This window comes from Pontibacter silvestris, from assembly GCF_020907275.1.
Lineage (GTDB): Bacteria > Bacteroidota > Bacteroidia > Cytophagales > Hymenobacteraceae > Pontibacter > Pontibacter silvestris.
Map to the genome: position 1 here is coordinate 118,610 of NZ_JAJJWI010000005.1, position 13,948 is coordinate 132,557.

9 protein-coding genes are annotated in these 13,948 nt (G+C 41.9%); 5 read left to right on the forward strand and 4 right to left on the reverse strand.

Annotation, left to right across the window (positions count from 1 at the left end; translation table 11 throughout):
- The first annotated feature begins 228 nt into the window (after positions 1 to 228).
- On the forward strand, positions 229 to 2,013 hold the full coding sequence (gene lepA / locus LN995_RS06240) for a translation elongation factor 4 (RefSeq protein WP_229959481.1): 1,785 nt from the start codon (positions 229 to 231) through the stop codon (positions 2,011 to 2,013).
- Positions 2,014 to 2,234: 221 nt separating this feature from the next.
- Positions 2,235 to 3,116: a bifunctional 5,10-methylenetetrahydrofolate dehydrogenase/5,10-methenyltetrahydrofolate cyclohydrolase gene (locus LN995_RS06245; protein WP_229959483.1), complete on the forward strand. Its 882-nt coding sequence runs from the start codon at positions 2,235 to 2,237 to the stop codon at positions 3,114 to 3,116.
- A gap of 82 nt (positions 3,117 to 3,198) precedes the next feature.
- On the opposite strand, the gene thrC is transcribed toward LN995_RS06245, so the two are convergent.
- Genes thrC through LN995_RS06260 form a run of 3 tightly spaced genes read right to left on the reverse strand, consistent with a single transcriptional unit; the run spans position 3,199 to position 6,895 of the window.
- Complete coding sequence (thrC, locus tag LN995_RS06250) at positions 3,199 to 4,515, reverse strand: threonine synthase (RefSeq protein WP_229959485.1); 1,317 nt, start codon at positions 4,513 to 4,515, stop codon at positions 3,199 to 3,201.
- A complete protein-coding gene (locus LN995_RS06255) occupies positions 4,512 to 5,474 on the reverse strand; it encodes a homoserine kinase (RefSeq protein WP_229959488.1) in 963 nt (320 codons plus the stop codon). Before LN995_RS06255 ends, thrC begins: the two co-directional genes overlap by 4 nt.
- An 11-nt stretch (positions 5,475 to 5,485) precedes the next feature.
- Entirely contained in the window at positions 5,486 to 6,895 is a 1,410-nt protein-coding gene (locus LN995_RS06260; RefSeq protein ID WP_229959490.1) for an aspartate kinase, read from the reverse strand.
- 471 nt (positions 6,896 to 7,366) lie between these two features.
- Between LN995_RS06260 and LN995_RS06265 the strand changes: the two genes are divergently transcribed.
- Both LN995_RS06265 and LN995_RS06270 read left to right on the forward strand, forming a co-directional pair.
- A complete protein-coding gene (locus LN995_RS06265) occupies positions 7,367 to 8,020 on the forward strand; it encodes a 7-carboxy-7-deazaguanine synthase QueE (protein WP_229959492.1) in 654 nt (217 codons plus the stop codon).
- An 8-nt stretch (positions 8,021 to 8,028) separates the two neighbouring features.
- Positions 8,029 to 9,957 (forward strand): OmpA family protein, encoded by a 1,929-nt coding sequence (locus tag LN995_RS06270; protein ID WP_229959494.1) that lies wholly within the window; start codon positions 8,029 to 8,031, stop codon positions 9,955 to 9,957.
- A 164-nt stretch (positions 9,958 to 10,121) separates the two neighbouring features.
- On the opposite strand, the gene LN995_RS06275 is transcribed toward LN995_RS06270, so the two are convergent.
- On the reverse strand, positions 10,122 to 11,408 hold the full coding sequence (locus LN995_RS06275; protein WP_229959497.1) for a citrate synthase: 1,287 nt from the start codon (positions 11,406 to 11,408) through the stop codon (positions 10,122 to 10,124).
- Positions 11,409 to 12,032: 624 nt separating this feature from the next.
- Between LN995_RS06275 and LN995_RS06280 the strand changes: the two genes are divergently transcribed.
- On the forward strand, positions 12,033 to 13,631 hold the full coding sequence (locus LN995_RS06280; protein ID WP_229959499.1) for a DUF6377 domain-containing protein: 1,599 nt from the start codon (positions 12,033 to 12,035) through the stop codon (positions 13,629 to 13,631).
- Positions 13,632 to 13,948 lie beyond the last annotated feature (317 nt).

The window sequence follows — 13,948 nt, forward strand, 5'->3', positions numbered from 1 at the left end:
TTATGTGCGAGATGAAGTTTTTAAGCTTTAAACTTTTCGATTTACTTTCTGCAGGAAATGATAGGACTTACTAATATAAAAGTATTGGACAAAAATCCCAAAAGATAAGGTACAAGATCAATAAAATTTAAAAATAACTGCGTAATACTAAATTGTAGAGGATGTAGCAGGGTAAATCAATTATTTTGATCAGAATATTCTTAACTTTGTATTCCGTATAACTACTATATGAAGAATATTCGTAATTTCTGTATCATCGCCCACATAGACCATGGTAAAAGTACCCTGGCAGACCGTTTGTTAGAGTATACTCAAACGGTAGCGGAGCGAGAGATGCAAAACCAATTGCTGGACAATATGGACCTGGAGCGTGAGCGTGGTATCACTATCAAGAGTCACGCTATCCAGATGAACTACCATTACAAAGGGGAAGACTATGTACTGAACCTGATTGACACACCAGGCCACGTGGACTTTTCTTATGAAGTATCCCGTTCTATTGCGGCCTGTGAAGGTGCCTTATTGATTGTTGACTCTTCGCAAGGTATTGAAGCACAAACCATTTCTAACCTATACCTGGCTATTGGTAATGACCTGGAGATTATACCTGTGCTGAATAAGATTGACCTGCCACATGCCATGCCTGAGGAAGTGTCTGACCAGATTATTGATTTAATTGGCTGCGATAAGGAAGATATTATTCATGCTTCCGGTAAAGCAGGTATTGGTATAGAGGATATCTTGAATGCTATATGCGAGCGTATTCCTGCTCCTAAAGGAGATCCGGAAGAGCCGCTTCAGGCATTGATATTTGACTCCGTGTTTAACTCCTTCAGAGGCATTGAAGTTTATTTCAGGGTCTTTAACGGAACCTTACGCAAAGGTGATAAAGTGAAGTTCATCAACACAGGCAAAACTTATGAAGCTGATGAAATAGGTGTACTGAAACTAAACCAGGAGAGTCGTACTGAAATGGGTGCGGGTAATGTGGGGTACCTGATTTCGGGGATAAAGAATGCTAAAGAAGTTAAAGTAGGAGATACCATCACGCACGTTAATCGCCCTGCCAAAGGTATTCAGGGGTTTGAGGATGTGAAACCAATGGTGTTTGCCGGTATTTACCCGGTAGAGACGAGCGAATATGAAGAACTGCGTGCCTCTATGGAGAAACTGCAGTTAAATGATGCATCACTGGTATGGGAACCAGAGACTTCTGCTGCGCTTGGGTTTGGTTTTCGCTGCGGTTTCTTGGGTATGCTGCACATGGAAATTGTGCAGGAACGGTTGGAGCGTGAATTCGATATGACAGTTATTACTACTGTGCCATCGGTACAATTTCATGCTTATACCACGAAAGAACAGATGGTGAAAGTAAATGCACCGTCTGAGATGCCCGAGCCGAACTACATTGACCATATTGAGGAACCGTTCATTAAAGCCCAGATCATTTCTAAATCTGAGTTTGTTGGGCCAATCATCACCTTATGTATGGACAAGCGTGGTATTCTGAAAAACCAGACATATCTGACCAGCGATCGGGTGGAGATGACGTTTGAAATGCCATTGGCTGAGATCGTGTTCGACTTCTTTGATAAGCTGAAAACTATTTCGCGTGGTTACGCTTCCCTTGATTATGAACTGATTGGCTTCAGGGCTTCTACAATGGTGAAGCTGGATATAATGCTGAACGGGGAGAAGGTAGATGCACTTTCTGCTATTGTTCACCGCGATAAAGCTTATGACTGGGGCAAGCGCCTGTGCGAGAAGCTACGTGAACTGCTGCCCCGCCAGATGTTTGAAATTGCCATTCAGGCTGCTATCGGGCAGAAAATCATTGCTCGTGAAACGGTAAAAGCAATGCGTAAAAACGTGTTGGCCAAGTGCTACGGCGGTGATATTTCCCGTAAGCGTAAACTACTTGAGAAACAGAAGAAAGGTAAGAAACGCATGCGCCAGGTAGGTAATGTGGAAATTCCACAGGAAGCCTTCTTAGCCGTGCTTAAACTCGACTAAACCTAAGTTACAAGCCCCGAACGTGCCTCTGCGTGTCGGGGCTTGTTGCTTTTAGCCAGGCGCAAACTAAAAGCTTTATTTAAATATTAAACATTAAGAGAGCTTAAAAATCCTGTATATATCGTCTGGAGGTAAGATACAATCCTTGTTTTAAATTAAACAGTATCCAAAGCTCTAGCATCCAATATCCAATATCTAACATCTTAATCCATACTTTGAAAATGACCCTGCTTGACGGTAAAAAAACATCCGAAGCCATTCAAGACGAAATTGCTGCCGAGGTAACTGCATTAAAAGCTGATGGTAGTAAAATTCCACACTTAGCCGCTATACTTGTTGGTAACGATGGAGGCTCTGTGACTTATGTAAACAACAAAGTATTGGCCTGCGAACGCGTCGGCTTTGTGTCTTCACTTTTCCATTATGAAGACACTATTACGGAAGAAGATCTGCTTAATAAAATTAAGGAACTGAATGAGGACGAGGAAGTTGATGGGTTCATTGTTCAGTTGCCACTGCCAAAGCACATTGATACAGAAAAAGTGTTGGAGGCAGTTGATCCTAAGAAAGATGTGGATGGCTTTCACCCGATAAACGTTGGCCGGATGGTAGCTGGTTTACCTGCTTATTTGCCTGCTACTCCTGCTGGTATCCTGCAGTTGCTACAGCGCTACGAAATTGAAACTTTTGGTAAGCATTGTGTGGTGGTAGGTCGCAGCAATATTGTGGGGTCTCCAATGAGTATCTTAATGTCTAAAAATGCCTCTCCAGGTAACTGTACTGTTACCCTGTGCCATCGCTATACACAGGATTTGGCCTATCATACACGGCAGGCAGATATTGTTATTGTGGCTGTTGGTATACCGGGACTTATAACAGAGGATATGGTAAAAGAGGGTGCTGTGGTAATTGATGTTGGAACAACCCGCGTTCCTGATGCCAGCCGAAAGTCAGGCTTCCGTTTAAGAGGAGATGTTGACTTTGATGCCGTGGCTCCTAAATGCAGCTACATTACGCCAGTACCAGGCGGAGTAGGACCATTGACAATTGCCATGTTACTGAAAAATACCTTGAGTGCTTCGAAGAAAGAAGTGTATGCTTAGGTAGTACGAACTTCAACTAAATGAAGGGGCTGTCCAGTTTAAACTGTACAGCCCCTTTTGTTTATTATAATACTTGTTGTGACTAAGCACTAACTTCATTTTGCTGCTGAAGCACAGCACTTAGGTCTTTGAAATCATTCTTGATGCTAACCACTTGTTTTGCTCTGTTCTGGAAAGCTTTCAGCTGTTCAGGCAGATCAATATCACCTCCAGTTACCGCATCAATAGATCCCTTAAATTTAGCCGGGTGAGCTGTTTCTAAGAAGATGCCAGAGGTTTTTAGTTTTGGAAGATACTGCTTCAGGCTCAGGTAACTAATAGCTCCGTGTGGGTCCAACAGGTATCCCTTCTGTTCGTTTACTTGTTTTATGACAGCTTTAATTGAGTCGTCATCTGCCCAGAAGCCTTTAACAACATCTTGCATTGCTGTATGTTGCTGCTCAAACATCTCTAGGATGCGAGGAAAATTATTCGGGCTTCCTACGTCCATGGCGTTGGCAATGGTGGCAACAGATGGTGCAGGAGTATATACACCGGATTCTAAATAATCAGGTACTATTTTATTCATATTGGTAGCCGCAACAAAGTAGGTTACAGGCAACCCCATTTGCCTGGCCAAAAGTCCTGCTGCCAGGTTGCCAAAGTTGCCGCTCGGTACAGCTATAGTTACTTCTGTTTGTGTCGGGTGTTGTTTTTTCCACTGGCCCCAGGCATGGAAATAATATACCATTTGTGGTAACCAACGAGCCACATTAATTGAGTTGGCCGAAGATAGCTGCATTTCTTTAGCCAGTTCTTCATCAGCAAAAGCCTGCTTCACCAATGCCTGGCAATCATCGAACATGCCTTCAACTGCTACGGCTCTTATGTTCTGCCCCAAAGTGGTAAACTGCATTTCCTGAATATCACTTACGCCTCCTTTCGGGTACAGAATAACCACTTCAATGTTCTCGACACCTAAAAAACCATTGGCAACAGCACTACCCGTATCTCCGGAGGTTGCAACCAGCACAGTTACCGGCTTACCTTTTTCAGCAAATGTCTGCAGACAGCGCGACATAAACCGGGCTCCTATATCTTTAAAGGCACAGGTAGGGCCATGGAAAAGCTCCAGTGTATACACCTCATCTTCCACCTTAACCAATGGAATAGAGAAAGTAAACACTTCATCACAAATTTCACGAAGAGCTTCCTGCTCAATGTCTGGTGCTGTGTAAGCGCTCAGAACCTGTATGGCAATTTCTGGGAGCGCCATGTCTGGCAAAGCTTCGAAGAATGAGGCTGGCAGAACAGGGACCTGCTCTGGAAAGAATAATCCTTTATCCTGCGGTAAACCTTTGATTACCGCCTCTTTAAAAGTTATTTTCGGAGATTGGCGGTTGGTGCTGTAAAATTTCATGCTTGAACAGGTTGTAGTATGGGTTGCTCTATAACACGTGCCCCTTGTTCAGGCACTTTTGATACATATGTTTTTATTTCGATACCGCTTTCTGCGTAAGTTTGCTGCATCGCAAGTTTTACTTCCTCAGCCTGCTCTGCTGTAGCCGAAAGCGCGAAAATTGAGGGGCCGGAACCTGATATGCCACAGCCTAAAGCACCAGCAGATAAAGCTGCTTCTTTTGTCTGCTTAAACAGCGGGATCAGGATGGAACGCTCTGGTTCAAAAATTTCATCATGAAGGCTGCGCCCAATCAGGCCATAGTCTCCCTTCAGTAAGCCTGCCATCAGGCCAGCCAGGTTACCCCATTGCCGTATTCCTTTTTTCATTGGAATCTCTTTTTTCAGGATACTTCTGGCCAGTGAGGTTTTTAGCTCAATCTGCGGATAAATAATTGTGCAGTAAAGATCTACAGGAGTACCAAGTGGCACTACATCCAAAGGATCGTAGTCTCTAATCAGCACAAAGCCTCCTAAAAGGGAAGGAGCTACATTGTCGGCATGGGCAGAACCTGATGCTTTACGTTCTCCCTCCATGGCGTAAACTACTAATTCCTCCGTGGTAAAAGGCTTTCCTAGTACCTCGTTTACAGCAAAGGCCGCTGCCGCTGAACTGGCTGCACTGCTTCCCATGCCACTACCTACAGGCATTCCCTTGTGCAGTTGTAGTTCTAGACCATGCGTAATACCAAGTTCTGTCAGCATTTTCTGAGCCACTACGCCAATAACGTTTTCAGCAGGGTCTGCAGAAAGGCCTCCAATTCCTTTTATATCTGTTATTCTAATACCAGGAGCGTTGCTTCTTCTAGCCCATACTTCATCTCCTGGGTAATCTAAAGCAAAGCCCAGTACATCGAAACCACAGCAAACATTGGCTACGGTAGCAGGGGCATAAGCTTTAACAAATTCATTATTAGTCATGATATTATTATTTATGCCATTGCAATGGCTGCATTTTTATTTTGAGGTAGAAAGAAGCTGTCATGCAATAAGTTAACTGCCTTGTGCGAGTCATCTGCTTTTACCACGATAGAAATGTTTCGTTCAGTGGCACCCTGGGCTATAGCTCTGATATTAACATTGTTTTTACCCAGAATAGAGAAAACAGTTCCTGCTATACCTGGTTGCTTGATCATGCCATTTCCTACCAGTGCCACTATGCTCATAGGAGCCTCCAAAGTGAGAGGGTCCAGATCTACGGAAGCCAGTTCATCTGTAAACTCTGACGTTAATGCCTGCACTGCTTTTTTTCCGTCACTCTCTGCCAAACCTATTGTGATACTTTGTTCTGATGATGACTGGGTGATAAAGTAGATGTTTATGTTTTCAGTTGCCACTGCTTTAAACATACGCATGGCAATACCAGGCACACCAATCATGCCGCTGCCGCTTAAGGTAAGCATTGCAATATTATCTATGCAGGAAACGCCTTTTATAACATGCTTGCTTGGAGCAGGGTTGTCAGATATTAGAGTGCCTTTATGCGCTGGGTTGAAGGTGTTCTTAAGCACCAGTGGTATCTTTGCAGCAACCAAAGGAGCAATAGTAGGAGGGTAAAGTACCTTTGCGCCAAAAAAAGCCAGCTCCATAGCTTCCTGGTAACTTAGTTCCTTTATAGAGTAAGCTGATTTTGCCTTTCTCGGGTCGGTGGTATACATGCCATCTACATCAGACCATATTTCAAGCATTTCGGCCTGCATGGCAGCGGCATAAATAGAGGCACTGTAGTCGGAACCTCCTCTCCCCAGCACAGTTGCTTTGCCTTTTTCGGATCGGGCAACAAACCCAGGCGCTATAATTAGTTTGGCTTTTGGTAATTGTTCTTTTATCCTGTTGTAAGACTTTTTCAGGTCTACTTTAGCATTCAGGTAATTTTCATCAGTCAAAATAAAGTCCCGGCTGTCGATCAGCACGTTTGGCAGGTCGTGGTACTGGAAAGCTACAGAAACTATGGCAGATGAAAGAATCTCACCATAACCTATTACACGAGCCTGAATGCTGTCACTTATCTCATCGAGCAGGTACACGCCTTTGCTCATGTCTTCCAGCTCCCGAAGAATCATTTTAATCCTGCCCTTAATGTCGATCTGGAAATTAATAGGAACCAACTGCTCTATGGCATCCATGTGCTTAACCTCAAGCTGCTGAATTACATCCTGGTAAGACTCATCGTGTGCGGCAGCTTTTTGGAAACAGTTTATCAGCATATCTGTTACCCCGGACATGGCTGATACCACCACCAGCATGTTTTTAGGGTAGTTTTTATCTTTCAGGATGGAGGCTATTTTTAGTATAGCATCGGAGTTGGCAACAGATGTGCCACCAAATTTCAAAACCAGCATTATGAATGGTTTTAAGATTAAAATTGATTAAACGAAAATGCTTGAATAAGGCTGAAAAAGCCAGATAGCAGGTACAGAGTGGACGATATGTGCATTAAACCCCCAGAGGGGTAATAATGATTGAGCATGTAGAACCAAAGCCAAACGCTGTACTTACACCAATAGACATAGCTATCTTTTTCTTCATAGAAGTTGTTGTCTTGGGTGATATTGTTTTTTTGCTTTTCATGACTTTGATGGTTCAATATTGGGACTATTTAGTTCTGAAGCAAGAATTTGTTTGCTTTTTTATGAAATCAATGCTAAAACTATTGTAAAGCAGTGTAAAACGGAACAGAATAAGCTACCATGCTTGTTTACAATTTTAACTAACTTTGCAAATTCTGTTAACATTAAAATTAAGTTGGCAGGTGTTGAATTATATAAAAACAGGCACAGAGCCAATGTGGCTGCTGCCTTAGCATAATTATTTTGGAGTCAACAAAAGAAATAAAAAAAGCTTCCATACATACCGTGCCGAAAGACGGCAGCGAACTACCATTGATGGAAGCGTTTTATACCATACAGGGTGAGGGTGGCAATACAGGTGTTGCCGCTTATTTTATTCGTTTAGGCGGTTGCGACGTTGGTTGCCACTGGTGTGATGTAAAAGAATCATGGGATGCAGAGGAGCACCCTTTAACGCGTATCGAAGAAATAGTGCAGATGGCAGATCAGTACCCAGGTAAAACGGTTGTGATAACTGGTGGTGAACCTTTGCTGTACAACCTTAGTCCATTAACAGAGCTGTTACAGGAGCGCGGTATCAGGACGTTGGTAGAAACTTCAGGAGCATATCCTTTAAGTGGCCGTTGGGATTGGGTGTGCCTTTCGCCGAAGAAGTTTAAAGCACCTGATGCTTCAGTGTATCCGTATGCGCATGAGTTAAAAATCATTATTTTTAACAAGAGCGATTTTGCCTGGGCTGAAGAACATGCCAGTAAGGTTGGGGAGCATACAAAGCTTTACCTGCAACCGGAGTGGAGCAAGGCCAGCCAAATAACACCACTTATAGTTGAGTACGTTAAAAATAACCCTAAATGGCGTGTGTCTTTGCAGACTCACAAGTACATGGATATTCCATAACACTGATTATGTATACAAAATTATTCTATGCTTTACTGCTGACCTGCCTTACATCTTATACCAGTTTATCCCAATCTAAAGCCTTAAGCACCAACTCCAGGAAGGCAGAAAGTTTGTATTATAAGGCTGAGGAATATGTTAAAGCCCGTGATTTTGACCGTGCCTTAAATACCTTGGCAGATGCGGTAGAGAAAGACCCGAACTTTGGAGAAGCCTATCTGAAAGCGGCTCACCTGAATAGAATGATGGGGCGTAAGGCTGCTACTTATGAAAACCTGCAGAAAGGCCTCTCGCTGTTGCCCTATAGCCCAGCTTACGTAAACAGCTATTTCGATTTGGCGGACCTCTATTTTGAAAGAGGTGAATATAGTAAAGCCAGAGAGAATTTTGAAGCTTTCCTGAAATCTAAGACTAAGAATGCCCGGTTGGTTGATTTTGCCAGGCAGCAGCTTAAAACGATTGAGTTTGCCCAGGAAGCTATGCAACACCCGGTAGATTTTAGTCCTGTACGGATGCCTGACGCAATTAATAAGTTTGGCTTGCAGTATTTCCCTTCCACTACAGCTGATCAGCGCCAGTTTATTTATACTGCCCGTGCAGGCACCAGACCAGAGCAGGACGAAAACATTTATGTAAGCCAATGGCAGGAGGGTGAGTGGCAGCTACCTGTCTCTATTTCAGAAGCAATAAACTCAGCGGCAAATGAAGGGGCTGCTACTATTTCCGGTGATGGTAAAACATTGGTGTTTACCTCCTGTAACAGAGCAGATACCCAAGGCGATTGCGATCTCTATATCTCATTTAGAACAGGTAATGAGTGGAGTGTTCCTAAAAATATGGGGGTAACAGTTAATTCTACTGCTTGGGAGTCACAGCCAAGCCTTTCAGCAGATGGACGAACGTTATATTTTACCTCTACACGTGCCGGAGGGGTAGGCAAGGAAGATATATGGGTTACTTATCGGAATGACGATAGCTCATGGCTTCAACCTGTAAATTTAGGAGAATCCATCAACTCTAAAGGTCGTGATATGGCCCCTTTTATACATGTAAGTGGCAATACGCTGTACTTTGTAAGTGATGGCCATCAGGGCTTAGGCGGCCTTGATGTTTTTATGTCTTCCCTGGTAAAAGGAAAGCATTGGGAAGATCCAAAAAATATGGGCTACCCGCTGAACACACATGCTGACGAAGGTTCTCTTTTTATCACGCCGGATAATAGAACAGGATACTACTCACGACAGGAGGTAACAGATGCCGGGGCAGCCACTATACAACTCTATAGCTTTGATGTGCCGGTTGTTTGGAAGAGCAAAAGTAACAGCACTTATGCGCAGGGGCGGGTTTTTGATGCGGATACTAAAAAGCCGCTGGAGGCAGTCGTGCAGCTTTACGATGTAACAGTTGATTCGCTGCTGCAACAGGTAAAGTCCGACAGAATATCAGGAGAATATACCGTTGTGCTAACTGAGGGGAAACAATACGCTTTATATGTAAGTGCTCCAAAACATTTAACCAACAGCCTTAGCTTTGACTATACATCCAATAAAGCCTTAACACCTGTTGCACTTGATGTTTACCTGAAACCTATTAAATCTGGTGCTGCTGTTGTACTGAGCAACCTGTTTTTTGACACCGGAAAATATGAACTTGGCAGGAACTCTAAAACTGAGTTAGACAAAGTGATTACTTTCCTGCGACAGAACAAGGAAGTAAAGATTGAAATATCAGGACATACCGATGATGTTGGGTCAGGCAGAGATAATCAGGTATTATCAGAAAGAAGGGCAAAGTCTGTAGCTGACTATATCACCAGCAACGGTATTGGCAATGAGCGCATCCGGTCCAAAGGGTACGGAGAAAGCAAGCCTGTCCAGCCTAATACTTCTGAAGAGAAGCGTAGCCAGAACCGACGAATTGAAATGCAGGTGCTTTAGTTGATAAAGCGAAAGGATGGGATTTGCTTATATTGATAATATTATCATAAATACATAAATAACAGAAGGGCCAGCTATTGCAAATATAGCTGGCCCTTCTGTTATAGGTAAGAAGCAAGTTGACCCGTATCTGTGTCTTCCTTGCTTCTTATATCTTTTAAAAACTATCTTTTCTCAATAGAAACGTAATCACGTTCTTTCTCACCAACATAAATCTGACGCGGACGACCAATAGGCTCCTTGTTCTCACGAAGTTCTTTCCACTGTGCAATCCAGCCTGGCATACGGCCAAGGGCAAACATAACAGTAAACATGTTTGTAGGAATGCCTAGAGCTTGGTAAATGATGCCTGAATAGAAGTCTACGTTAGGGTAAAGCTTACGATCTACAAAGTAAGGATCCGTAAGTGCTGCCTCTTCCAGTTCTTTTGCGATGTCCAGGATCGGATCTTTAATGCCTAGGGCAGAAAGTACATCATCAGCAGATTTTTTAATAATTTTAGCACGTGGGTCAAAGTTTTTGTACACACGGTGACCGAAGCCCATCAAACGGAACGGATCATTTTTGTCTTTAGCTTTTGCTATGAACTTCTTAGAGTCTCCACCGTCAGCTTTAATTTCCTCCAGCATTTCGATTACAGCCTGGTTAGCACCTCCGTGCAGGGGACCCCAAAGTGCACTGATGCCAGCAGACACAGAAGAGTACAGGCTGGCGTTAGCAGAACCCACAAGGCGTACTGTAGAAGTAGAGCAGTTTTGCTCGTGGTCAGCGTGCAGAATAAGCAGCTTATTCAGGGCATCTATAACAATCGGATTTACCTCATAAGTCTCAGTAGGATATGCAAACATCATGTGCATGAAGTTTGAGCAGTAATCCAGGCTGTTCTTTGGATAAATTACCGGGTGTCCGATAGAGTTTTTATAAGACCAGGCCGCTATGGTTGAAATTTTAGCCAATAAACGGACAATAGTCAGGTCAACTTCGTCTTTTGTCTGGTTAGGGTTAAGCGACTCAGGGTAGAACGCTGTAAGAGAACTAACAAGAGCTGAAAGGATACCCATTGGGTGTGCAGTATATGGAAAGCCATCCAGAATTTTGCGCATATCTTCGTTAACCAAAGTATGTCTTTTAATCCTGTTGCTGAAATCTTCCAGTTCCTGAGCTGTAGGAAGAGAACCGTAAATCAGCAGGTAAGCAACTTCTATAAAACTGGACTTTTCTGCAAGTTGCTCTATAGGATAACCTCTGTAACGAAGGATTCCCTCTTCTCCATCCAGGAAAGTGATGGCGCTTTGAGTAGCTCCTGTATTTTTGTAGCCAGGATCCAGAGTAACAAAGCCGGATTCTGATCGCAATTTGGATATATCAATAGCTTTTTCATCTTCGGTTCCTACAACAAGAGGCATCTTGTAGGACTTACCGTCTAAATTAATTTCAGCGAAATCTGACATGTGTATATGGGTTTATGTCCGTTTTGTGTCAATTACCGGAAGCGAATTTATGCAAAAATGTCTATAAATGAAATCTAAGGAAGATCTTATATTGTGATGAAGCAATGTTAATTTTGTCGCCACATAAGATTATATGTATAAACGTTAATTAGGTTAAAAGTTTTTGGTAAGTATTGTCCAGGTACAAAAAAACATTATTGTTTATCTTCTTTATAAGAGCGGAGGCTTTAAACAACAGACTTTACAAAGTAAATGAAATAAAAATATTATTATCTTTGTGTGCTATCACTTGTTAGTTTTTGCAGTATATGCTGATTTTTAAAAGAGACTGAACAATAAAAAACACACAAGAAAAGTTTAGTAAAGCTCTTATAGCATTTGATGTTTTAATGCGAGCAAAGCTTTGGCTTGTAAAAAACACTTCTGTTTTCTTTATTTACCATTGATATGCCTACTGTAGGAGCTGAGGTAGATACTAATCATAACATAACCTGATGCAAGATAAACCTCTTTTGAAAGCAATATCAAAGAACTAATTCTGTTTAAAGCCAGAGCAGGGGTTTATAATATTATTCTTATAAGGGGTTAGCTTTAAGGTGCTAATCGCTTTGTTAATACAACTATATGAAGTTTGTCTTTTTCTTACTGATACTCTTGCTCCAAGCTGGATCAGCATTTTGTGTATCTGGTACTGATAGCTTGCTCAATGAGCTTAGCCACACGATTGAAAATAAAGAAGTATATATCAAACAAAAGAAAGAGAGAATAAAGAAGCTCAAATCGGAGCTTAAAGAAGAAGTTTCTCCTGAGCAGCAGTTTGATGTATTTAATAAGCTCTATTACGAGTATCAATCCTTTAAATATGATTCAGCATTTACGTATGCCCAAAACCTTCAGGTGAAAGCGAGGCAACTGAACGATCCCAATAAAATAACTTATGCCAAGTTAAAACTAAGCTTCATCCTGCTGTCCTCCGGAATGTTCAAAGAGACATTGGACTCGTTAAACACTATAAATCTGGGGCAGGTGCCGGATAGTTTAAGGATAGACTATTACGCTTTAAAAGCACGTGCTTACTACGACCTTGCCAATTATAACATGGACATATATTATGCTGACATGTACATAGAAAGAGGCAACAGGTTTCTGGACTCAGCCATTGCGCTTAGTGAAAGAAATACCTTACAGTTCCTCTCCTTAAGAGGATTGCGGAACATGAAAACTAAGAATTATAAGAATGCAGCAAATGATTTTCAACTGATTCTGGATAAACTCAACCCTTCTTATCATCAATATGCTATTGCGGCTGCTTCTCTCGGTATCATTTACAAAGAAACAGGAGAGACAGACAAAGCTATTGATTTTATGGCGAGAGCATCCATTGCAGATATCAAATCATCTACCAGGGAAACTGTTGCATTAATGTACCTGGCAGAACTACTTTACAACAATGGAGATGAATCCAGGGCTTATACCTATATAAAAGAGGCTCTCGAAGATGCTACCTTTTATGGTGCAAGGCAGCGGCAAATTCAGGTAGCTGCTATTCTTCCCATTATTGAAGGTGAAAGGCTGACCACAGTGGAGGGGCAAAGGAAGCGCCTGTTCTTGTATGCTACTGCTGTTACTATTCTGTCGGTATTGGTAGTTGCTTTTGCTATAATCATATTCAGGCAGGTTAAACAACTGAAACAGGCGAAAAGAACAATTACGGAGGCTAATAATAACCTGCAGGAGATTAATGATCATTTAATTGAAGCTAACCTGATAAAGGAAGAATATATAGGCTACTCTTTCCATGTTTATTCTGAGTACATCGACAAGATGGAAAAGTTTAAAAAGTCACTGGATAAGAAGTTAATGACTAAGAAATATGATGAGATAAATCATGTTATGAAGTCCATTAATGTAAAGAAAGAACGCGAAGCTTTATACCTGAGCTTTGATAAAATATTCGTTAAACTATTTCCTAACTTCGTTACGGCTTTCAATTCTTATTTTAACGAAGAAGACAAGATCATACTGAAAGACAAAGACACCTTAAATATTGAACTAAGAATTTTTGCGCTTATTCGTATCGGGATACATGATCATGAGCAGATAGCAAGAATTCTGGAGTATTCTGTTAATACAATTTACACCTATAAGACAAGAGTAAAGAACAGGTCAATACTTCCTAATGAGGAGTTCGAAAAGAAGATAATGGAAATCAAAGCTTTTTAGTTTCCATAACACTAGCTGATTTATAAAAGTATGCCATTCATGTTCTAGCGTCTCAGATCATTTTATTACTAGCCAACTAGTCCTGCTCTTTCCCCGATTTACAGCATACTTCAATGTTAAGATTGACCTCTTGCAGCAATGGCAGCTATCATATTGCTACAGTGCTACGGTTGCTTCTGGTCTATATGTATCAGGTATTATTTCTGCTTCTCATAAGTGATTTTGATTGCACCATTCGAACATTATTTAAGAGAGAGACAATAACAGCAAGAGTGGTAGCACCTACAGCTGCCCTGTGTTTGTCCTGTTTTTAATCA

What these genes read in the sequence shown, in the direction of transcription:
- lepA (WP_229959481.1), top strand. Translation starts at nt 229, where the DNA reads ATGAAGAATATTCGTAATTTCTGTATCATCGCCCACATAGACCATGGT.
- LN995_RS06245 (WP_229959483.1), top strand. Translation starts at nt 2,235, where the DNA reads ATGACCCTGCTTGACGGTAAAAAAACATCCGAAGCCATTCAAGACGAA.
- thrC (WP_229959485.1), bottom strand. Translation starts at nt 4,515, where the DNA reads ATGAAATTTTACAGCACCAACCGCCAATCTCCGAAAATAACTTTTAAA.
- LN995_RS06255 (WP_229959488.1), bottom strand. Translation starts at nt 5,474, where the DNA reads ATGACTAATAATGAATTTGTTAAAGCTTATGCCCCTGCTACCGTAGCC.
- LN995_RS06260 (WP_229959490.1), bottom strand. Translation starts at nt 6,895, where the DNA reads ATGCTGGTTTTGAAATTTGGTGGCACATCTGTTGCCAACTCCGATGCT.
- LN995_RS06270 (WP_229959494.1), top strand. Translation starts at nt 8,029, where the DNA reads ATGTATACAAAATTATTCTATGCTTTACTGCTGACCTGCCTTACATCT.
- LN995_RS06275 (WP_229959497.1), bottom strand. Translation starts at nt 11,408, where the DNA reads ATGTCAGATTTCGCTGAAATTAATTTAGACGGTAAGTCCTACAAGATG.
- LN995_RS06280 (WP_229959499.1), top strand. Translation starts at nt 12,033, where the DNA reads ATGAAGTTTGTCTTTTTCTTACTGATACTCTTGCTCCAAGCTGGATCA.